The organism is Bifidobacterium sp. wkB344, from assembly GCF_003688305.1.
GTDB lineage: Bacteria > Actinomycetota > Actinomycetes > Actinomycetales > Bifidobacteriaceae > Bombiscardovia > Bombiscardovia mizhiensis.
In genome coordinates, this window is record NZ_NPOQ01000009.1 from 380,655 (window position 1) to 402,272 (window position 21,618).

At 63.6% G+C, this 21,618-nt stretch carries 18 protein-coding genes and 1 riboswitch; of the genes, 17 read left to right on the forward strand and 1 reads right to left on the reverse strand.

The features are described 5' to 3' along the window. Positions 1 to 14: 14 nt before the first annotated feature. The 3 genes from CI601_RS03140 to CI601_RS03150 all read left to right on the forward strand — a co-directional run bounded on the left by CI601_RS03140 (position 15) and on the right by CI601_RS03150 (position 4,734). Positions 15 to 1,391: a dipeptidase gene (locus CI601_RS03140; RefSeq protein WP_121914241.1), complete on the forward strand. Its 1,377-nt coding sequence runs from the start codon at positions 15 to 17 to the stop codon at positions 1,389 to 1,391. A gap of 3 nt (positions 1,392 to 1,394) precedes the next feature. Then, a riboswitch (TPP riboswitch) is annotated at positions 1,395 to 1,510 on the forward strand. A gap of 49 nt (positions 1,511 to 1,559) precedes the next feature. Continuing rightward, on the forward strand, positions 1,560 to 2,234 hold the full coding sequence (locus tag CI601_RS03145) for an ECF transporter S component (protein ID WP_121914242.1): 675 nt from the start codon (positions 1,560 to 1,562) through the stop codon (positions 2,232 to 2,234). A 10-nt stretch (positions 2,235 to 2,244) separates the two neighbouring features. Further along, the gene (locus tag CI601_RS03150) at positions 2,245 to 4,734 is read left to right on the forward strand and encodes an ATP-binding cassette domain-containing protein (protein ID WP_121914243.1); all 2,490 of its coding nucleotides are present in this window, start codon (positions 2,245 to 2,247) and stop codon (positions 4,732 to 4,734) included. Between the two features lie 109 nt (positions 4,735 to 4,843). On the opposite strand, the gene CI601_RS03155 is transcribed toward CI601_RS03150, so the two are convergent. After that, positions 4,844 to 5,464 carry a superoxide dismutase gene (locus CI601_RS03155; protein WP_024626528.1) on the reverse strand — a complete coding sequence of 207 codons (621 nt, stop codon included), beginning with the start codon at positions 5,462 to 5,464 and terminating at the stop codon, positions 4,844 to 4,846. A 220-nt stretch (positions 5,465 to 5,684) separates the two neighbouring features. Between CI601_RS03155 and CI601_RS03160 the strand changes: the two genes are divergently transcribed. From CI601_RS03160 to CI601_RS03225, 14 genes are all read left to right on the forward strand, one after another. After that, positions 5,685 to 6,605, forward strand: coding sequence for an RNA methyltransferase (locus tag CI601_RS03160; RefSeq protein ID WP_121914244.1), 921 nt, complete (start codon positions 5,685 to 5,687; stop codon positions 6,603 to 6,605). 69 nt (positions 6,606 to 6,674) lie between these two features. Then, entirely contained in the window at positions 6,675 to 7,742 is a 1,068-nt protein-coding gene (pheS, locus tag CI601_RS03165) for a phenylalanine--tRNA ligase subunit alpha (protein ID WP_121914245.1), read from the forward strand. A 7-nt stretch (positions 7,743 to 7,749) separates the two neighbouring features. Further along, complete coding sequence (gene pheT, locus CI601_RS03170) at positions 7,750 to 10,356, forward strand: phenylalanine--tRNA ligase subunit beta (RefSeq protein ID WP_121914246.1); 2,607 nt, start codon at positions 7,750 to 7,752, stop codon at positions 10,354 to 10,356. Between the two features lie 25 nt (positions 10,357 to 10,381). Continuing rightward, positions 10,382 to 10,990, forward strand: a complete 609-nt coding sequence (locus CI601_RS03175; RefSeq protein WP_121914247.1) for a DUF4190 domain-containing protein — start codon at positions 10,382 to 10,384, stop codon at positions 10,988 to 10,990. 23 nt (positions 10,991 to 11,013) lie between these two features. Then, on the forward strand, positions 11,014 to 11,604 hold the full coding sequence (locus CI601_RS03180; RefSeq protein WP_220702619.1) for a DJ-1/PfpI family protein: 591 nt from the start codon (positions 11,014 to 11,016) through the stop codon (positions 11,602 to 11,604). A gap of 108 nt (positions 11,605 to 11,712) precedes the next feature. After that, complete coding sequence (gene argC / locus CI601_RS03185) at positions 11,713 to 12,807, forward strand: N-acetyl-gamma-glutamyl-phosphate reductase (RefSeq protein ID WP_121914248.1); 1,095 nt, start codon at positions 11,713 to 11,715, stop codon at positions 12,805 to 12,807. Next, positions 12,804 to 13,973, forward strand: coding sequence for a bifunctional glutamate N-acetyltransferase/amino-acid acetyltransferase ArgJ (gene argJ / locus CI601_RS03190; protein WP_121914249.1), 1,170 nt, complete (start codon positions 12,804 to 12,806; stop codon positions 13,971 to 13,973). Before argC ends, argJ begins: the two co-directional genes overlap by 4 nt. 71 nt (positions 13,974 to 14,044) lie before the next feature. After that, the gene (gene argB / locus CI601_RS03195) at positions 14,045 to 14,992 is read left to right on the forward strand and encodes an acetylglutamate kinase (RefSeq protein WP_121914250.1); all 948 of its coding nucleotides are present in this window, start codon (positions 14,045 to 14,047) and stop codon (positions 14,990 to 14,992) included. Continuing rightward, complete coding sequence (locus CI601_RS03200; protein WP_121914251.1) at positions 14,979 to 16,274, forward strand: acetylornithine transaminase; 1,296 nt, start codon at positions 14,979 to 14,981, stop codon at positions 16,272 to 16,274. Before argB ends, CI601_RS03200 begins: the two co-directional genes overlap by 14 nt. Before the next feature lie 47 nt (positions 16,275 to 16,321). After that, positions 16,322 to 17,296 carry an ornithine carbamoyltransferase gene (gene argF, locus CI601_RS03205; protein WP_121914252.1) on the forward strand — a complete coding sequence of 325 codons (975 nt, stop codon included), beginning with the start codon at positions 16,322 to 16,324 and terminating at the stop codon, positions 17,294 to 17,296. After that, complete coding sequence (locus CI601_RS03210) at positions 17,296 to 17,832, forward strand: arginine repressor (RefSeq protein WP_121914253.1); 537 nt, start codon at positions 17,296 to 17,298, stop codon at positions 17,830 to 17,832. The genes argF and CI601_RS03210 overlap by 1 nt, the downstream gene beginning before the upstream one ends. Positions 17,833 to 17,891: 59 nt before the next feature. Further along, a complete protein-coding gene (locus CI601_RS03215) occupies positions 17,892 to 19,127 on the forward strand; it encodes an argininosuccinate synthase (protein ID WP_121914254.1) in 1,236 nt (411 codons plus the stop codon). Next, on the forward strand, positions 19,124 to 20,590 hold the full coding sequence (argH, locus tag CI601_RS03220) for an argininosuccinate lyase (RefSeq protein WP_183129717.1): 1,467 nt from the start codon (positions 19,124 to 19,126) through the stop codon (positions 20,588 to 20,590). Before CI601_RS03215 ends, argH begins: the two co-directional genes overlap by 4 nt. 92 nt (positions 20,591 to 20,682) lie before the next feature. After that, positions 20,683 to 21,414 carry an SGNH/GDSL hydrolase family protein gene (locus CI601_RS03225; RefSeq protein ID WP_121914255.1) on the forward strand — a complete coding sequence of 244 codons (732 nt, stop codon included), beginning with the start codon at positions 20,683 to 20,685 and terminating at the stop codon, positions 21,412 to 21,414. Positions 21,415 to 21,618: the final 204 nt, after the last annotated feature.

The following is a 21,618-nucleotide window of genomic DNA, read 5'->3' on the forward strand; positions in this document are numbered from 1 at the left end:
CAGAGGAGGTAACGATGGCGGAGCTGGGGCTGGAGACGATCCGCACACGTGTGCAGGACGATAGGAGCCGGATCGTCGATCTGCTCAAGGACAAGATCGCCCTGGCTTCGGTTTCGGCCAAGGGGATTACCGGGGATCACATGCGGCGATCGGCTGACTATGTGGCCGGGCAACTGCGGCAGGTGGGTGTAGATGCCCGTGTGGTCCAGGCCACCAATCCTGACGGGACCCCTGGTGCTTTCGAGGTCATCGGATCCCGGCAGGTGGACGACGAGGCCCCGACCGTTCTGCTCTACGCCCATCACGACGTGCAGCCGGTGCCCGACCCCTCCCAGTGGTCCACTGACCCCTTTACCGGTGTGGAGAAGGAGGGACGGCTCTACGGACGCGGATCGGCCGACGACGGTGGCGGCATCGCCATCCACTCGGGTGCCCTGCATGCCCTGGGCAAGGACCTGCACGTCAACGTCAAGGTCTTCATCGAAGGCGAGGAGGAGATGGGCTCGCGCAGTTTCATCCCCTTCCTCCAAGCTCATCGGGACGACTTCGCCTCGGACCTGATCATCGTGGCCGACTCGGGCAACTGGTCGGCGGACACCCCCAGCCTGACCACCTCACTAAGAGGGAATGCGGACCTGGATGTCACGGTCACAGTCCTGGAGCACCCGGTCCATTCCGGGCAGTTCGGCGGGCCCATCCTGGATGCCAACACCCTGGCTGCCATGCTGATTGCATCCATGTATGACGACCAGGGTCAGCTGGCGGTGCCCGGCCTGGAGGGTGAACAGCCCATCGGAGGCCTGCAGCGTGACCTGGACCAGGCTCAGCTGCGTGCGGATGCCGGCGTGGTGGACTCCTACCGGCTGGCCGGAACCGACTCCCTGGCCTCCAGGCTCTGGACCAAGCCGGCGGCGGCGGTGATCGGCTTTGATGCGCACCCGGTGGAGGGCTCCTTCAACGTGCTGGCCGACAAGACCCGTTTCCGCATTTCGCTGCGGACTGCGCCCACCCAACGGCCTGAGCAGGCCGCGCAGGCTCTGGCTGATTTCCTGGTCGCCCATGCCCCTCATGGGGCCAAGGTGGAGGTCACCCCCAGCGACATGGGCATGGGATGGGCCATGGATGCCGATAGCCCGGTGGTCCGGCAGGCCGAGGAGGCCATGCGGCAGGCCTTCGGACGCGACCCGGTCAACAAGGGCGAGGGCGGATCCATCCCCTTCATCCCCGAGCTCAAGCGCCTCTTCCCTGAGGCCCAGGTCCTGGTGACCGGCCCCGAGGATCCCCAGTCCAACGCCCACAGCCCGAACGAGTCCATCTCCCTGCAGGGGCTGATCGACAACATCATCACCGAGGCCCTCCTGCTGGATTCCCTTGACCATCGTATGTTCTAATATGGCTGGTGACACGGGGGCCGTATGCCTAAGGGCGTGCGGCTGAGAGGAGGCTTAGCCTCAACCGGACGAACGTTTACCGGGTAATGCCGGCGCACGGATGTCACTGGACCCGTGCCTGAACGGGATGGCGCTCATACGGAGCGCCCCGAGGAAAGGCACAAGATCATGACCAATGGTCATTTCAGCAACAATACTGTTTCTGGATCAGAGCCGGAGTCTGAGCGGACTCCCTCTCAAGTCAGAACCCCCTCCCGACGGTGGAGGGTGGTGGATATCGCCGTCGCCTCGGTCATCGGGGTGGCCTCCGCAGTCATCTACTGGGTGGTCGCCCTGGTGACCACCATTCCCTGGTCATTCCTGGACGGGGTTGTACCCGGTCTGGGCGGCGTGCTCAACGGGCTTTACCTGTTTGCCGGGCCCCTGGCATCGGTCATCGTGCGCAAGCCGGGGGCGGCCGTCTATGCCGAGTTGGTCGCCGCCATCCTGGAGTCGCTGCTGGGCAGTCTCTGGGTGCCTGTGGAGACCATACTGATCGGTCTACTTCAGGGCTTCATGGCCGAACTGGTCTTCATGCTGCTGCGTTACCGGCGTTGGAACATGTCCACGGTGGCACTGTCGGGCGCTGCCGCTGGTTTCGGCTGCTGGCTGTATTCCTTCTGCACGCACCTACAGGCCATCAACCTGACCGGCCCCTATGGGGTGATCTATCTGATAGCCACCCTGATTTCGGGCGCGCTGATCGCCGGAGTGCTGGTCTGGTACCTCTATAAGGCCATTGCCGCCACCGGGGCTCTGGACCGCTTCGCCTCCGGCCGCGATATTCGGACGGCCGGGAAGTAGAGGTCTGGGCGTGGACCAGAGCATCCAGGACAATCCCTATCGACCCGCGACCTTGGAACTGCGCGGTTGGGGGTACCGCCATGCCTATCGGAACCACTTCGCTGTCAGGGATCTTTCCCTGAGTATTCCCGCAGGTCAACGGGTGCTTCTGCTGGGAGCCTCCGGCATTGGCAAATCGACCATCCTTGAGGGTGTGGCCGGACTGCTGGGCGATCATGCCCCGCAGAGCGGTCAGGACCAGGTCGAGGATGACGAAGGCGGGGTGACCCAGGGTCAGGTCCTGATCGACGGCAATCCCGCCGTATCCAGCCGGGGGCGTGTGGGTCTGGTCCTGCAGGATCCGGATGCTCAGGCCATCTTTCAGCGGCTGGGTGACAATGTGGCCTTCGGGCCTGAGAACATGGGGTTGCCCCGCGAGGAGATCTGGCCACGGGTGCGGAAGGCCATGGCCGAGGTGGGTCTGGCTGACCTGCAGCTGACCCGATCCACCATGCATCTGAGTGGGGGGCAGATGCAGCGTCTGGCCCTGGCCGGCGCTCTGGCCATGCAGCCTGGGTTGCTTCTACTGGATGAGCCAACGGCCAACCTGGACCCGGTCGGTGTCGAGCAAATTGTCGGTGCCGTCAGGAAGGTCTTGGATCGGCAAGGCTCCACCATGGTTCTGGTCGAGCACCGGGCAGGGCCTTGGATGGATATGATCGACCGGGTCATCGTGCTTGGGCTGGGCGAGGTTGAAGACAGCGCCGGCGGATCGGGTGCTGCAGCCTATCGCAAGACAGTGATCATGGCCGACGGCAGCCCCCAGGAAGTCTTCACTGATCCTGGATTGGATCTGGCCTCCCTGGGCATCTGGGTTCCCGAGGCCTATAGGAGCGCCAAGGATTCGCTCCCTGAGCTTGGACGGGTTCGGTCTGGGCAATCCGGCCACGGTCATGATGGCCATCAAGTCTTGTTGACCGCCCGGGATCTGGCGGTTGGTCGTCAGGGCAAGGCAGTGGCCGAGCACATCGATCTGGAATTCAGAGCCGGGCAGGTCACTGCCCTGGTCGGAGCCAACGGAGCCGGCAAGTCCACGCTGGCCATGACCCTGGCTGGTTTGCTGGAGCCCGTGGCCGGTTCGGTGCTTGCCCAGGATCGCCTACTTCGGGGACCCCAAGGGCAGATGCCTGCAGATCCCGAACCCATCCGGTGGACCTCATCCCAGCTGGCGGCGCGCATCGCCTATGTCTTTCAGAATCCCGAGCACCAGTTTGCCCGGGGCACGGTCCTGGAAGAGGTCAAGCTGGCCCCCATTCGCACCGGCATGACCGAGGACCAGGCCCAGGCCCGCGCCCTGGAGCTGCTGGGGCGCTTCAGTCTGAGACAGTACGCCCGCGCCAACCCTTACACGCTCTCCGGTGGCGAGAAGCGGCGGCTCACTGTGGCTTCGGCCCTGGCCGCTGCACCACAGATGCTGATTCTTGACGAGCCCACCTTCGGCCAGGACAGGAACACCTGGGTCAGCATGGCCCAGCTGATTGCAGACCTGCGCGACCAGGGAGCCTGCATCATCCTGGTCACCCATGACCGGGAACTGGTTCAGACCCTGGATGCCCGTCTGGTGGAAATGACGCCTCCAGGAGCCCGGAAGGCCGTCTGGCCTGCAGTCGAGTCAGATATGCAGGCTCGCCAGAAGACTGTTGCAGCCAGACTGACCGTCACGCCCATGGATCAGCGGGATGAGCCGGTCAAGCCAGCCAGCCGATCGCCATACATAGCATCCATCAATCCAGCCTTTCGTCTGATCGGGGCCTTTCTGGCGGCTCTGCCCTTGCTGATTAGCCTGGACCCGGTTTCGGCCACGACGGCCCTGATTCTGGAGTTCCTGCTGCTGGGCGCGGCAGGCTTCACGCCCCTGCGCGTGGTCAGGTCCACCTGGCCCATCTTCCTGGGGGCGCCGGGTTCGGCTCTGGCAATCATCCTCTATGGCAAGAGCGGCGGCGCCACCTTCTGGCAGTGGGGGATGATCCACATCACCCAGCGGTCGCTGGATCTGGCCCTGGCTACTGCGCTGCGAATCCTGGCCATCGGGATCCCCGCCATCATCACCGTGCTGGGAATAGACGCCACTGACCTGGCTGATGCCTTCAGCCAGGTGCTCCACCTGCCTGATCGCTTCGTCTACGGCGGGTTGGCCGGCATGCGGCTTTTCACTGTTCTCAAGGACGACTGGTCGGCCCTGACGGCCTCGCGCCGCAGTCGCGGACTGGGCGATGAGAATCGTTTCAAGGCCTTTATGCCCCAGGCCTTCGCGCTGCTGGTCCTGTCCATCAGGCGTTCGACGACCTTGGCCACGGCCATGGAGGCCCGCGGTTTCGGCGGCAGCACTCCACGAACCCATGCCAGGGTTTCCCATGTCAGAACTCGTGATGCGGGCTTCCTGCTTATCTGCCTGGCTGTGCCCGCAATCTCCCTGACCGTGGCTGCATTGACTGGCTCCATCGCCTTCTTCGGCAACTGATCGTCAGGGTCTTTCGCAGGCTTCAGATATAGAGGAACCCTGGCCCTTTCCACCTCCCGCAGAGAGGGGAAAGGGCCAGGGTTTGCCTGTGGTTGGAAGCGCTGGTCTTTTACCTGGCCAGAGTGGTGTTGATGTTGCGCACCTCGTCGAAGCGCTTGGAGGCATCCTCCCAGTTGACGATGTGCCACCAGGCCTTGACGTAGCTGGCCCGGTCGTTCAGGTACTCCAGGTAGTAGGCGTGCTCCCAGAGGTCCAGCAGGACCAGCGGGAAGATGGTGACGGGCAGGTTGCCCTGGTGGTCGTACATCTGCAGGGTGACCAGGCGCTCGCCCAGGGTATCCCAAGCCAGGACGGCCCAGCCGGAGCCCTGGATGCCTGCGCACATAGACTCGAAGTAGGTCTGGAAGCCCTGGAAGGACCCGAACTGGTCTTCGATGGCGGCCTTAAGTTCGCCAGTAGGCTCCTGGCCGTCGGCCGGGGCCATGTTCTTCCAGAAGATGGAGTGGTTCTTGTGCCCGGCCAGGTTGAAGGCCAGGTTCTTCTCCAGCAGGTTGGACTGAGCCACGTTGCCGGACTCGGCCGCGTCGTGGATCTGCTCCAGGGCCTTGTTGGCCCCGTTCACATAAGCCTGATGGTGCTTATCATGGTGCAGCTCCATGATCTTGCCGGACACGTACGGCTCCAGTGCCGAGTAGTCGTAGGGCAGATCGGGAAGTGTGTATACGGGCATATCGTCTCCTCACAATGATTCTGGTCAAGCCAGATGTGCGATGGTCGGTCTGCGCCATACCAGCAATGGACGTGGTCGACCCGACCGGTTCTTTTACCCTAGCCCCTTGTTGGCCGAGCACAAGGGGTGCAGACCTTTCTTTCAGTGAACTTTCCCACAGATGTGGGCTCATGAAGGTCCGTCAGCCGTGCTCTCGGCTGCCGGGGCTAGAGTTGTGCCCATGCCCTTTGATGAATCCCTTCTTGACAATCCCCGTGCCCAACGAATTCGTCGCTTGGCTGAACTGCAGGATCGGCGGGCTCGGCAGCGTCATGGCCGTTTCCTGATAGAGGGCCCGCAGAGCGTGCGCGAGGCGATCCGCTGGCGTCCCGACCTGCTGACCGACCTTTATATTCAGGCGGATGAATCCTCTCCTGCAGCCCAGGGCGGTCATCCGCAGCCGCTCAACGAGACCATAGGGGCCATCATGGATCAGGCACGGGAGCTGCCTGACTGCTACGGACACTTCGTCTCGGCCCGGGTCATGCATGCCATCAGCGGCAATGCCCAGGGAATCCTGGCCCAGGCGCGCACTGATGGATTTTTGGCCCAACCGACGGATCTTGAGGATTCCCAGCACCTGACGGGGGAGGGGACCGACCTGGTGGCGGCCTTCTGGCAGATTCGTGATCCAGGCAATGCCGGAACCGTCATTCGCACCGCCGATGCCGCCGGTTGCCGGGCGGTCATCCTGGTGGACCAGTGCGTGGAACTCACCAATCCCAAGGTCATTCGCTCTACGGCCGGATCGGCCTTTCACATCCCCCTGGTGACCATGAGCACCGAGGACTTCCTGGGTCTGTGCAGACGACAGGGTCGGTCCATAGTGGCCGCGGATGTCTATGGCACGCCGGACAAACCCGTCCGTTCCCTGACTAATTTGATGGCGAGCGGTGCCCTGGCCAAGCCAGACTCGTCGGGTCAACCCATGGCCCTGCTTTTCGGCAATGAGGCACGTGGACTGCCCAATGAGTTGCTGCAGTCCATGGATCAGATCGTTCGCATACCCATATACGGGCGGGCTGAATCACTCAATCTGGCCACCTCGGCGGCGGTGCTGCTTTACGCCATGGCCATGTCGAGTCGTATTGAAAGAATGTGAAGGCGTCAACGACCGGGATTTCCGCTGATTTGCGGCCCGGACACGGCATTGGCCACAGTGGAAAGGTCCATGGTGGCACAGGAAGAATTCGACCCCGCGGCGATGACCGACGAGGTCAACGAGGGCATCGGCAGGATTCGCGAAGCCTCCGATCTGGAAGAACTCAAGGCGATCAAGGCCGAGTATGCAGGGACAGGTTCAGCCCTGGCCGGATCCGGCCGGATCATCGGAAGGCTGCCAGCGGATCAGAAGAAGACCGCCGGCCGTTTAGCGGGCAAGCTCAAGGCTGACTTCGGCCGTGCCTACGGGCTCAAGGAGCGACAGCTGCGCCAGGAGGAGGAGTCCCGCCGCCTTGCTGCCGAGCAGGTGGATATGACCCTTCCGGTCGAGCGTAAACCTCAGGGCGCACGTCATCCGCTGTCCAAGCTCATGGAGGACGTGGAGGATTTCTTCGTCTCCATGGGTTGGAGTATCGCCCAGGGCCCCGAGCTGGAGGCCGAGTGGTACAACTTCGATGCCCTCAACTTCGGCCCTGACCATCCCGCCCGCCAGATGCAGGACACCTTCTACGTCAAGGGCAGCCAGGCCAGGGACGCCGCCGGCTTCGTCGGCTCCAACATGGTCATGCGCACCCATACCTCCCCGGATCAGGCCCGTTCCCTGATAACCCGTGGCGTACCGCTCTACGTGGCCTGCACGGGCAGGGTCTTCCGCACCGACGAGCTTGATGCCACCCACACCCCGGTCTTCCACCAGTGCGAGGCCATCGCCGTGGATGAACACCTGACCATGGCCGACCTCAAGGGCACCCTGGACAAGCTCGCTGTGGCCATGTTCGGTCCCGAGGCCCGGACCAGACTACGGCCCTCGTACTTCCCCTTCACCGAGCCCAGCGCCGAGATGGATCTCTGGTTCCCTGACAAGAAGGGCGGCCCCGGATGGATCGAATGGGGAGGCTGCGGCATGGTCAACCCCAACGTTCTGAGGTCGGCCGGCGTGGACCCGCAGCGCTACTCAGGCTTCGCCTTCGGTGTGGGCATGGAGCGCACCCTGCTCCTGCGCCACGACATCAACGATATGCACGACCTGGTCGAAGGCGACGTGCGGTTCAGCCAGCAGTTCGAGATGGGGGAGTGACCGTCAGATGCCAATGGTAGATATCGACTGGCTCAAGGAGCATGTGCAGGTCCCTGAGGATCTGACCTATGAACAGCTGGCCAAGGACCTGGTCCGGGTCGGTCTGGAGGAAGAGGACATCCACCAGTCCACTGTGACCGGCCCAATCGTAGTCGGCTATGTGGTGGATGCCGACCCTGAGCCTCAGAAGAACGGCAAGACCATCAACTGGTGTCATGTTGATGTGGGTGAGCAGTACAACGCCGTGGACGACCAGGGTCGCAAGGTGCCGCGTGGCATCGTCTGCGGGGCCCCCAACATGGCTGCGGGTGAGAAGGTGGTGGTGACCCTGCCAGGGGCCGTCCTACCCGGTGACTTACGCATCGAACCACGCAAGACCTACGGTCATATCTCGGACGGCATGTGCGCCTCCGAGCGTGAGCTGGGGCTGGGTTCGGACCACCAGGGCATCATCCTGCTGCGCAACTACGGGTTCACCCCCGAGCAGTACGAACAGCTCAAGCCCGGTGACGATGCCATGAGCCTTCTGCATTTGAATACGCCCGTGCTTGAAATCAACATCACCCCTGACCGTGGCTATGCCTTCTCCTACCGGGGGGTTGCCCGCGAATACCACCACTCCACGGGCGCCAAATATACGGATCCGGTGATTGAACTGAACAAGACGGTGCCGGCCTCGGCAGCCCAGGAGGATCAGGCTCCGCTGGCCGTGCGCGTTCAGGATGAGAACCCTATTCACGGTCAGCCAGGTTGTGATCGGTACTACCTGCGTGCCTTGACCGGGTGCGACCCCAAGGCGCCGACTCCCAGCTGGATGCGTCGTCGGCTGGTTCGGGCCGGCATGCGCTCCATCAGCCTGCCGGTGGACATCACCAACTACGTCATGCTGGATCTGGGCCAGCCCCTGCACGCCTACGATCTGGACAAGCTCAGCGGGCCCATCGTGGTGCGCAGGGCCAGGCAGGGCGAGCACCTGACCACCCTTGATGGCAAGGATCGCGAGCTCAGCACCGAGGATCTGCTCATCACTGACTCGCCCGACGGCCAAGAGGGTTCCCGCATCCTGGGACTGGCCGGCGTCATGGGCGGTCTGTACGGAGAAGTGACCGATCAGACGAAGAACATTCTGATTGAGTCCGCCCACTTCGACCAGGTGACCATCGCCCGGACCGCCCGTCGCCACAAGCTGCCCTCGGAGGCCTCCAAGCGCTTTGAGCGCGGGGTTGATCCGCAGATGCAGCCAGCCGCGGCAGCCATGGCCGCTGACCTGCTGCATCGCCTTGCCGGTGGGCAGGATCTGGATGCTCCGCTGGATATGGATCAGACCAAGCCCATGCCGGTCATCGACTTTGCCGTCAGCGAGGTGGCACGTCTGACCGGACTGGAGGTGGAGCCCCAGCGCATCGTGGCCATTCTGCGAGACATCGGCTGCACGGTCCAGGGCGATCCTCAAGACCGGCTGTCGGTGACTCCGCCAACCTGGAGGCCCGACCTAGGCGAGGGCTGTGATCTGGTCGAGGAGGTGGCCCGCCTGGTGGGCTATGACCGCATCCCCGTCACCGTGCCATCACCCAAGGTGTCCGGAGCGGTTGGTCTGACCGATCGCCAGCAGCGTCGCCGTTGGGTGGCTGACACCCTGGCCGAGTATGGACTGACCGAGGTTCTTGACTACCCGTTCGTCGGTGACATTGATTTCAAGGCCTTCGGCATGGATCCTGATGAGGTCCATGTCAACAGCGTGGAACTCGCCAACCCCATGGCCGCTGACAGGCCCTACCTGCGGCAGAGCCTGCTGCTGCCGCTGGCCAACACCGTGGAGCGCAACCTGCGCCGTGGCAACACGGATGTGCGTCTCTTCGAGATCGGCTATGTCTTCCGTCGCGACCCCAAGGCTCCTGCGGTGCCCACCCTTCCAGGCGGTGTGCGGCCCAGCGACGCGGATCTGGCCCGCCTGGACCAGGGTCTGCCAGAGCAACGGTTGCATGTGGCGGCCTTGCTGACCGGCCGTGCCCAGGAGGACGGCTGGCTCAAGGACAGCAGGGATGTGGACTGGACCGATGCAGTCGAATCGGCTCGTCGTGTCCTGGATAGGCTGGGAGCACATTATCGGCTGGAGCAGCCCTCAGCTGAGCAGGTGCCCGACCAGTGGCATCCGGGTCGTACCGCCAGGCTGGTTCTGGATGACGGCACGCTTGTCGGCATGGTGGGCGAGCTGCATCCTCGGGTTGATCAGGCTCTGGGCTTCCCTGCCCACTCGGCCGCCTTCGAGCTGAGTCTGGACATGGTGCTGGACCACCTGGACTACACCCCCCTGCAGGCCAAGCCCGTGTCGACCTTCCCGCCGGTCCGTCAGGATCTGGCCTTCACCGTGCCGGACACGGTCTCGGCAGCCGACCTGACTTCCGCCATCAGAGAAGCGGCTGGGTCTAGTCTTGAATCCATCGAGCTGTTCGACGTTTTCACTGGCGATCAGATCGGTGAGCATGCAAAATCGCTGGCCTTCGCAGTCACCTTCCGCGCCCCGGACCGCACCTTGACGTCCGAGGACAGCGAATCCCTGCGCCAGGCCATCGTTGACAAGACTGCAGGTCTGGGCGCCGTGCTGCGTGCCTGACCGGGCATCAAGGGGACCGAGGGACATGACGGATTCTCAAGAACAGGGCACAGCCGGTGGACCCGACCGCCAGGATCATGATGGGGGCGACCAGCCCTTGTACGGCGCGCGCGCCGATCGTTATCCAGGATGGAATCCGTACATCTACGGTCGCCCAGACCCCGAACCCAAGGCCAAGGAATCCGATTCGTCCCAGGGCAACCCCGCCAATAGGCCCATGCCCATGGCGGGGCAGTCGGGTCCCGGCCGCGGCGGAAATCCTGGCAATCCTCAGGCCCGTCCCGGTGCGCCAGGATGGCTTCCCCAGGGCATGCCCGATCTGAACGACCCCTCCCAAAATCCGGTCTACGGCCACTGGGATCCCTGCGCCATCATCGCCTTCCTTATGGCCCTCTTCCTGCCCATGCCTGTGATTCCCGCTTTGCTCGGCGGCGTTTCCATGTATCGGACCCGCCGACTGCATATGAAGGGCTACGGGCTGGCCATGGCTGCCCTGATCATCAACCTGCTCTTTACCTTGGCCTGGATCTGGCTTCTGGTCAACGGGGTCTCCCTGAACGACTTCTACCAACAGATGGTGCCGTCGCCCTCGACGGGTGGCGGCGGCTCAGGCGGGGACGGTGTCAGCGCCTGAGATCTAAGCAGGGGGTCATTCAGATGGGTTTGGATATCAATATTGTCGTATTCGACGGGTTTGAGCCCTTGGATGTTTTCGGCCCCTTTGAGGTTTTCATCAATGCTGATGGCGCCCGGGTGCGACTTTTCTCCTTGGAGGGCCCTGGAGTGAAAGTCGGGGAGGGCGGTGTCAGGGTCGAAGCTCTAGGACCCGAAGCGATCGATCCCAAGGGAGTTTTGCTGATACCTGGCGGGTCCGGCACGCGAACTCTGGTTGGAAACGACCGATGGATTGGGCAGTTGGCAAGCCTGGCCGCCCAGTCGCCCCAGGTAATGACGGTCTGCACAGGATCGGCTCTCTTGGCTGCCGCCGGTGTGCTCGACGGTTGGCGTGCGACCTCCAATGACTTGGCCTTTGACTGGGTCGTCAGCACGGGGAAGCGTGTGAACTGGGTCAAGGATGCCCGTTGGGTGGTCGATGGCAAGTTTCGTACCTCTTCGGGTATCTCGGCCGGTATTGACATGGCACTGGCTTTTGTGGAGGACACATGCGGGCCCGAGGCTGCGGACAGGGCCAGTAGGCAAATGGAATACATCCGCAACCGGGACTCCGGTTATGACCCCTTCGCATAGGTGACAGTTTCGCATAACTAAAGCATGTGCATAGCGACACGCCGAACTGTATAAATATGCGTTTTACTGCATGAGTATGTATGATGGTGCCCGATGAAGGGAGCACTCATGCGGCAATACACGGTGGCTGTAGCGGGAGCTTCGGGGTATGCCGGCTCGGAAATGATCCGTCTATTGGCAGCGCATCCAGCCTTTCAGGTATGCACGGTCACCGGTCACGGCTCCGCTGGCCGACTGTTGGGGGAGTTCTCGCCCAACCTTCCGGAGTCGCTGGTCTCGCTGCAGATTCAGGATACGAAGCCGGAGATCTTGGCCGGCCATGATCTGGTGGTTCTGGCCCTGCCTCACGGGGCTTCGGGTCCCTTGGCCGAGCAGCTGGATCCACAATCGCTGATGGTCGACCTGGGCGCTGATCACCGGCTGGAGGATCCGGAGGACTGGCAAGACTATTACGGCGGACCTTTCTCAAGCCCGTGGACCTACGGGATGCCTGAGCTGCTCAATCCTGGTGGCGGTCGTCAGCGTCAGCGGCTTGGACAGACTCGGCGGATCGCTGGACCTGGCTGCAATGTCACGGCAGTCACCCTGGCCTTCCAGCCTGCCCTGGCCGCCGGACTGGTGCAGACCGATGATCTGGTTGCTGATCTGGCAGTCGGCTATTCGGGTGCCGGACGCTCAAGCGGCAGAATGGATCTGCTGGCAGCCCAGGCCATCAATTCAGCCCATCCCTATTCGGTCGGCGGCACCCACCGGCATATCCCTGAGATTCTGCAGAACCTGCGTAAGGCCGCAGCTGCGGACCCGAACCTCGGAGGTCTTGGGAAACAGCCCATCAGTTTGGGGCTGACCCCCATACTGGTCCCCATGTCTAGGGGGATTCTGGCTGTGGTCTCGGCCAAGCTGAGCGAGCGTGGACGGAGCATGGGGATGGCTGATATTCGTGCCGTTTGGGAAGAGATCTATGCCGGGGAGCAGTTCGTCGATCTGCTCCCCGAGGGCAGGCTCCCCTCCACGGCCGACGTGTACGGCTCCAACCGGGCCCAGGTCCAGGTCGCTGTGGACCAGCGCGCCGACCGCCTCTACGCATTCGCCGCTATCGACAACCTGACTCGGGGCACCGCAGGCCAGGCCCTCCAGGCCGTGAATCTGGCCCTGGGCCTGCCTGAGGAGACCGGATTGACAACCATAGGAGTGGCACCATGAGCATCACCTACCCTGCAGGCTTCCGGACCGGCACCGCCATCGCCCACCGTCCGGGAGGTTCACAGCGCCGAAACCTGGCCTTGGTCGTCAACAGCGGACCCATGGACACGGCTGTGGGGGTCTTTACACCCAATCGTTTCCGGGCCGCTCCGGTCATCTGGACCAGCCGAATCCTTGAAGAAGGCCATGCTGGAGCCGTGGTCATCAACTCCGGCAATGCCAACGCCTGCACTGGTCCCGAGGGCCTGGACCAGGCCAGGGCCATGGCCGAGCGGACAGGAGAGCAACTGGGCCTGCCGACTAAGAGGGTTGCTGTCTGCTCCACCGGGATCATCGGCCATCTGCTGCATCTGGATTCCATATTGACCGGCATTGACCAGGCTGCCCAGGAGATGTCGGCCAGTCAGGAGGCCGGCGAAGAGGCCGCCAAGGCCATCTTGACCACCGACACCTGCACCAAGACCGTGGGTGTGGACGGATCCGGCTGGCGGCTGGGCGGCATGGTCAAGGGTTCCGGGATGATCGCCCCGCAGTTGGCCACTATGATCTGTGTCATCACCACCGATGCCATTCTGGAGCCGGAACAGGCACGTCAAGCCCTGTCAGAGGCCTGCCAGCTCAGTTTCAACCGGATCGACGTGGACGGGTGCATGTCCACCAATGACACCGTCCTGCTGATGGCCTCCGGGGCCTCAGGAGTACGGCCTGATCCCGACCAGTTCCAGGAGAAGCTCGGTCAGGCCTGCGCGGATCTGGCCCATCGGATTGTGGCCGACGGCGAGGGCAGTAGGCATCGGATCCGCATCCTGGTGGACGGTGCCGAGAGTGAGGATGCAGCCCTTGCCTGCGCCCGGGCGGTCTCCGGCTCAACACTGCTCAAGTGCGCGGTGGCCGGCGAGGATCCCAACTGGGGTCGAGTGGTGTCCTCCCTGGGCACCGTGCCGGTTGCAACGGCGGCCTATGACCCGGCCCATGTGGATGTCAGCTTCAACGGCATCAAGGTTTGCCAGGGCGGCCGTCCCGGCCAGGATCCGGAGCTGGTCGACCTGCACGTCCCAGAGGTCCATATCGACATCGACCTTGGCCAGGGCGACAGCCAGGCCACGGTATGGACCGATGATCTGACCCACGAATACGTGACCATCAATGCCGACTACCACACCTGATGGGAAGCCCGATCAGGCGCGCTGCCAAGAGCTGCAGCAATCGGAAGATAGTCATAAGGAAGGGGAAGAGGATGGCGGATGACGAGCAGGAAGCCGAAGCTGAAAAGGCCTTGGACGACGCCCGCAAGGCCCAGGTGCTCATCGAGGCCCTGCCCTGGCTGGAGGAGTTCGCCGGCCAGCGGATCGTAGTCAAATACGGCGGCCATGCCATGGTGGACGACCATCTTCGGCAGTGCTTCGCCCAGGACATGGTCTTCCTGAGGCAGGTGGGCATGCATCCGGTGGTGGTGCACGGCGGCGGCCCGCAAATCTCCAGCATGCTCCAGGCCCTGGGCATCCCCTCGGTCTTCCGGGGCGGCCTGCGGGTGACCACACCGGAGACCATGAAGGTGGTTCGCATGGTGCTGACCGGACAGGTGGGCAGGGATCTGGTCGGTGCCATCAATGCCCACGGTCCCATGGCTGTAGGCCTGTCAGGGGAGGATGCTGGCCTGTTCAGTGCAGCCCGCCGTACCGGCATGGCGGATGGCAAGCCGGTAGATTTGGGCCTGGTGGGCGAGGTCGTGGGCGTGGATGCCTCGGCCGTCGAAGACCTGATCGATGCCGGGAGGATTCCCGTCGTCTCCTCCGTGGCTCCTGACGAGCAGGATCCCACCCAGGTGCTCAACGTGAATGCCGACGCGGCCGCATCCGCTCTGGCAGTAGCTCTGGGGGCTCGGAAACTGGTCATCCTCACCGATGTGGAGGGCCTGTATGCCAACTGGCCCCAGGCCGACTCCCTGGTCTCCAGTATCGGCGTGGACCGGCTGGAGGATATGTTGGAGGACATGCATGAGGGGATGCGCCCCAAGATGGAGGCCTGCCTGCAGGCCGTGCGCTCCGGGGTGGGCGAGGCACACGTCATCGACGGACGGCGACCGCATTCCATGCTCAACGAGATCTTCACCCGCAACGGCATCGGCACGGTGGTCGTACCGGGCAAGGACATGATCATGAGGAGGAGCCATGACGAAGGCTGATGCACCTATGAGAACCCCCGAGGGGCCGCAGAGCAGTCAATGGGCAGACCGCTATGACCGCGTCCACATGCAGGTCTTCGGGCGGCCGGGCAGGGTCATGGACCATGGTCGAGGGGCCTGGATTTGGGACCTGGACGGCAACCGCTATCTGGACATGATGGCCGGAATCGCGGTCAATGCTCTGGGTTACGCCCATCCTGCCTGGAATAAGGCACTGGCTGAGCAGGCCGGGAAGATGGCCCACATCAGCAACTTCTTCGCCTCCCAGCCTCAGATCGAGCTGGCCGAACGGCTGCTGGACCTGGCTCAGGCACCGGAGGGATCACGCGTCTTCTTCGCCAACTCGGGAACCGAGGCCAATGAGGCGGCCATCAAGCTTGCTCGGTTGCATGGCGCTCGCATGGGCGGGCATCCCGGTCGGATCCTGGCGCTGACTCATAGTTTCCACGGCCGCAGCATGGGCTCCTTGAGTCTGACCTGGAAGCCGGCCATCCGTGAGCCCTTCCAGCCCCTGGTCCCAGGTATGGGCTTCCTGCCGGCAGAAGACGGCGAGGCTATAGAAGAGGCCTTCGCACAGGGGGAGACCTCGGGAGAGCCGGTGGCTGCCGTCATTCTGGAGCTCATCCAGGGAGAGGCCGGAGTGCTGCCGCTGAATCCTGACTACGTTCGGCAGGTGCGTGAGCTCTGTAGCCGGCATGGAGCCCTGATGATTCTGGACGAGGTGCAGACCGGCATGGGCAGGACCGGCCACTGGTTCGCCTTCCAAGACCAGAGCCTGTCCGGAGGAGCCTGCCCGGACGTGCTCACCTTCGCCAAGGGGGTGGCAGGCGGATTCCCCATGGGCGGGATGATCACCTTCGGCCCCGGGCCGTCAGGTCTGCTGACCCCGGGTATGCACGGATCCACCTTCGGCGGCAATCCTCTGGGATCGGCTTTGGCACTGACCACCTTGGAAACCATCCAGCGGGAGGGCCTGCTGGAACGGGCGCGGCAGATGGGGGAGAGGCTGCGTGCCGGCCTTACCGATTGCGGCAATCCCCTCTATACCCAGGTCAGAGGCAGGGGACTGTTGGATGCTGTCCAGCTGAGCGCGCCCTGTGCCGGGGATCTGGCCTCCTGGGCCCTGGATCATGGGCTGATCGTCAACGCTGTGGCCCCCGATGCCCTGCGTCTGGCCCCGCCCCTGATCATCCACGCCGATCAGATCGACCTGGCCGTGGACATTCTGTCCAAGGCTCCGGCCAGTCTCGCGGACAAGGGCTTGCGGCAGGATGATCAGTGAGATCAGCCATCGATGACGTGCATAAGCAAAGTGATAGGGAGGTAGAAATGAACAAGGGTTTGCGGCACATGCTGCGTGACGACGACCTCAACCACGAGGAGCAGTTGGAGGTCCTTCGACTGGGCATGGCTTTCAGGGCAAATCCCTATTTATCTCAGCCTTATAAGGGGCCTCAGGCCGTGGCCATCATCTTCGACAAGCCCAGCACGCGCACCAGAACCAGCTTCTGCGTGGGTGTGGCCCAGCTGGGCGGCTATCCCATGGTCATCGATAGCTCTGGCTCGCAGCTGGGCCGTGGCGAACCCGTGGCGGACACTTCCAACGTGCTGACACGGATGACATCCACCATAGTCTGGCGCACCTTTGGCCAGGATCGGTTGGAGACCATGGCTGCCCATGCCACCGTGCCCGTCATCAACGCCCTGACCGACTCCTTCCATCCCTGCCAGGTTCTGGCGGACTTCCTGACCCTGGCACAGCACCGGGGCGGGGTCGACGCCCTGGCCGGCATGACCATCGCCTACCTGGGTGATGCAGCCAACAACATGGCCAACTCCTATCTGCTGGCAGGGGCAGTAGCCGGCATGAACGTGCGGATTGCCGGACCCAACGGCTTCCTGCCCGATCCAAACCTGGTGGAACAGGCGCGGACCCTGGCCGCGGAAAACGGCGGATCCATTCTGGTCACCACGGATCCGGTCCAGGCCGTGGAGGATGCCGACTGCGTCTTCACCGACACCTGGGTCTCCATGGGCGAGGAGGACCAGTACGCCATCCGCTTCCATCCCTTCCTGCCCTATCAGGTCAACGCCCAACTTATGGCCCATGCCCGTCCGGATGCCCTCTTCCAGCACTGCCTGCCCGCCTATAGGGGCCGGGAGGTTACGGCTGAGGTCATCGACGGCCCCCAGTCCGTGGTCTGGGACGAGGCGGAAAACCGGCTGCATGCCCAGAAGGCTCTGATGACCTGGCTGGTGGCCCGCTCCCGGGGTGACGAATCCCTCCTGCAGGGGGTGTGCTGATGCGCCCGACGACCAAGGTGGCCCGGCTGGATGCCATCCGCCAGGCTCTGAGCCGACATCGGGTCAACTCCCAGCAGCAGCTGTCGGCCCTGCTGGCTGAGCAGGGCATCGAGGTGACCCAGGCCACCCTGAGCCGGGACCTGGACGACCTGCACGCCACCAAGTTGCGGTATGCAGACGGCAGCATGGCCTACTGGATTCCCGCCACGACCGATCAGCAGGCCATGGAAGCCGCTGCCGCCGAGGGGCCTGAGGTCGAGGGGGAAAACAAGACCGATGCCTACCTGGCCAAGATTCTGACCGGTCTGATCACTTCGGTGGCCCGGGCCCGCAACCTGCTGGTGGTCAGAACCCCGGCCGGCGCCGCCCAGTATGCAGCTTCCGCCCTGGACCGCCAGCCCATCAATGGAATCCTGGGCACCATAGCCGGGGACGACACGATACTGATCATCGCTGCAGACGATGAATCGGCTTCATCCCGGGCCGACTGGCTCATGACCATCGTCTCCGGCCAGGAGGATGCCAGGGTCCGATGATCGCCGAAAGCACGAACTGAATATTGACAAGTGTGAAATTAGAAGGAAAGAGGATCGCCATGACCGAAAACAATCGCATCGTGCTGGCCTACTCAGGCGGCTTGGACACCTCGGTGTCCATTCCCTACCTCAAGGAGCGCACCGGCAAGGATGTGGTGGCCGTCTCCCTGGATGTGGGGCAGGGCGGCGAGCGTCTGCAGACCATCCGCCAGCGGGCTCTGGACTGCGGGGCTGTCGAGTCCGTCGTGGTGGATGCCCGGGACGAGTTTGCCAAGGATTACTGCATGCTGGCGCTCAAGGCCAATGCCATGTACGAGGGGGTCTACCCGCTGGTATCGGCCATCTCGAGGCCACTGATTACCAAGCATCTGGTTCAGGCGGCCCACCAGTACGGTGCCGACACCATAGCCCACGGCTGCACCGGCAAGGGCAACGATCAGGTCCGTTTCGAGGTCTCCATCATGTCCATCGACCCCTCGCTGAAGGCCATCAGCCCCATCCGTGACCTGGGATTGATGAGGGATGTGGAGATTGCCTACGCCAAGGAGCACCACCTGCCCATCGAGCAGACCGAGGAGAGCCCCTATTCCATCGATCAGAATGTCTGGGGACGGGCCATCGAGACCGGCTACCTGGAGGATCCCTGGAACGGGCCCACCAAGGACGTCTACTCCTACACCGACGACCCGGCCTTCCCACCGGTCGAGGATGAGGTGACCATCGACTTCGAGCAGGGTATCCCCGTGCGCATCGACGGCAGGGCCGTTACGCCTCTGGAGGCCATTGAGGAGATGAACCGCCGGGCCGGAGCCCAGGGGATCGGACGTGTGGATCTGATCGAGGACAGGCTGGTGGGCATCAAGTCCCGCGAGCTCTACGAGGCACCCGGGGCCATTGCCCTGATCACCGCTCACCAGGAGTTGGAGAACTGCTGCCTGGAGCGCGAACAGCACCGGATCAAGCGCGACATCGACAAGCGCTGGGGCGAGCTGGTCTACGACGCCCAGTGGTACTCGCCGGCCGTCCGCTCCCTGAACGCCTTCATCGAGGAGACCCAGCGCTATGTCTCCGGCCGCATCCGCATGGTCATGCACGGGGGGCGGGCCGTGGTCACCGGTCGGCACTCCGACAGCTCACTCTACGACTACAGCCTGGCTACCTACGAGTCCGGCGACAGCTTCGACCAGAACGCCTCCAACGGGTTTATCGCTATCTACGGCCTGGCCGACAAGGTGGCTGCCGCACGCGACATGCGCTTCGGTAACGGCATCGCGCAGGACGGACAAGAGCAGTGAGCACCGGCGACAAGCCCATGGCCCTCTGGGGTGGGCGCTTCAGCGGTGGTCCCTCGCCGGCGCTGGTTGAGCTCAGCCGGTCCACCCAGTTCGACTGGCGACTGGCCGATGACGATCTGGCCGGTTCCCGGGCCCACGCTCGGGCCCTCAACCGTGCTGGGCTGCTGGATGATGATGAGCTGGCACGTATGGAACAAGCCCTCGATGAACTCCAGGACCAGGTGGATTCCGGCGCCTTCGCCCCTGAGCCTGGCGATGAGGACGAAGCCACGGCGCTGGAACGCGGCCTGATCGACATTGCGGGGGACCAGCTGGGCGGCAAGCTGCGGGCCGGGCGCTCGCGCAACGATCAGATCGCCACCCTGATTCGGATCTGGCTGCGTCGTCACGCTCGGGTGCTGGCCAAGGATTTGCTGCGCACGGCCCAGGCTCTGATGGATCAGGCCCGTGCGGCTGGGACCACGGTTATGCCTGGCCGCACCCACATGCAGCATGCCCAGCCTGTCCTCCTGGCCCACCAGCTCATGGCCCATGTCTGGCCCCTGATCCGTGACCTGGAGCGCCTGAGAGACTGGGACCAGCGTGCTGATGCCAGCCCATACGGATCGGGTGCGCTGGCTGGCACCACCCTTGGTCTGGACCCCCTGCCAGTGGCCCGGGATCTGGGCTTTAGCCGGGTCTGCGCCAACTCCATCGACGGGACAGCCGCCAGGGATGTGGTGGCCGAATTCGCCTTCGTTGCCGCCATGATCGGCGTGGACCTATCTAGGCTGGCCGAGGAGATCATCATCTGGAACACCCAGGAGTTCGCCTTCGTTCGCCTGGACGACGGATATTCGACTGGGTCCTCCATCATGCCTCAGAAGAAGAATCCGGACGTGGCTGAGCTGGCTCGCGGCAAGGCCGGTCGACTGGTCGGGGATCTGGCTGGCCTGCTGACCACTCTCAAAGGGCTGCCTACAGCCTATGCGCGCGACCTGCAGGAGGACAAGGAAGCGGTCTTCGACCAGGTGGACACTCTGGAGGTCCTGCTGCCCGCCTTTGCCGGTATGGTCGCCACCTTGACCTTCAACAAGGATCGGCTGGAGGAGCAGGCTCCCACAGGCTTCGCTCTGGCTACTGACCTGGCCGAATGGCTGGTCAGGCAAGGAGTACCCTTCCGGCATGCCCACGAGCTCTCCGGAGCCTGCGTCAAGCTGGCCGAGGGGCGTGGTTGCGAGTTGGCTGACCTGGGGGATGCCGATTTCATCAAGGTCTTCGCTGACTGGGTGCCTGCCGATCAAGCTCCAAAGGTCCGTTCGGTTCTGACCGCTGGGGGAGCCGTGCGCGCTCGCCGGGGCCAGGGTGGCACCGCACCGGAGAGAGTCAAGGAGCAAATGGACCAGGCTGCAGATGCGCTGAAGGAGCTGAAGGCCTTCGCCGACTCGCAGTCTGATGGGCCCGCCTACCGTCCGCCCAGGTGAACTTTCCGGTTTCCGCCAGGCGGGTGGCCGCGTTAGAATGCCCAACGGCAATCCCCAAGAGGGAGGGCAAAGAGCGAAAGGCGGCGGCGAACATGAATCCGGTGGCACTGGTCCAGGCCTGGTGGGCCAAACAGCACATCACTCTGGCCAAGGAGCCGCCCGGCTCACGCCAAGGGTTGTGCTCGCCACCGGATCAAGGCCGCGACCTGGAGCCGCTGACCATGCTGGTGGTGGGCGACTCCATGGCGGTCGGCTGCGGGGTGAAGGACCAGAGCCAGGGCTTTGTTCCTGACATAGCCGCCTGCCTGGCCACCCGGTTGGGGCGCCCGGTATCCTGGTCGACCCAGGGTCGGCTGGGGGCCACCATCCGCAGGGTGCGCTACCGATTCCTGCCCGCTTTGCAGGACCATCCTGATCTGCTGGTTCTGTGTGCAGGATCAAACGACATCATGGCCAACCGCACCGATGAGCAGTGGCGGGATGACCTGGCTGCCAGCATCGAGCTGGCTAAAGACAAGGGCCGCCAGGTGCTGGTCCTGAGCTCTGGGCAGCTCTATCGGGATCCTGCCCTGGGTCGGGCGCTCAGGGCCGAAGTGGAGCGTCGGATAGCCCGTCAGACGCAGACCAGCCGTCAGGTCTGCCAAGAGGCCTCGGTGCCTTTCGTGGATGCCACCCGCGACGACGTTGGCACTGACCGGCCCGACTTCTGGGGCATTGACCACTTCCATCCGGGGGTTGAAGGATATCGGCGCATGGCCGCCTGCGTGGTCGACCACATTCCCCAAGACTTGATCGATCAGTTGTCTGTGTCTGCGCATTCCTGACTTGAATGCAGCGATTACGCTGAAAGGTTCCTTCTGGTCGCCCTGCCTCAGCGAGACAGTCAGTGATCAATAGTCAATCGACAGCGGCTGATTCGCAATGAATAATCGACCCACCTTCATTCCTCGGGAATTCCGGCTTGGTGCAGCCTTGTCCGCGGCGGCTCAGGGCCTTGCCGTGTCGGTATCTGTTGCAAGAATAGTAGG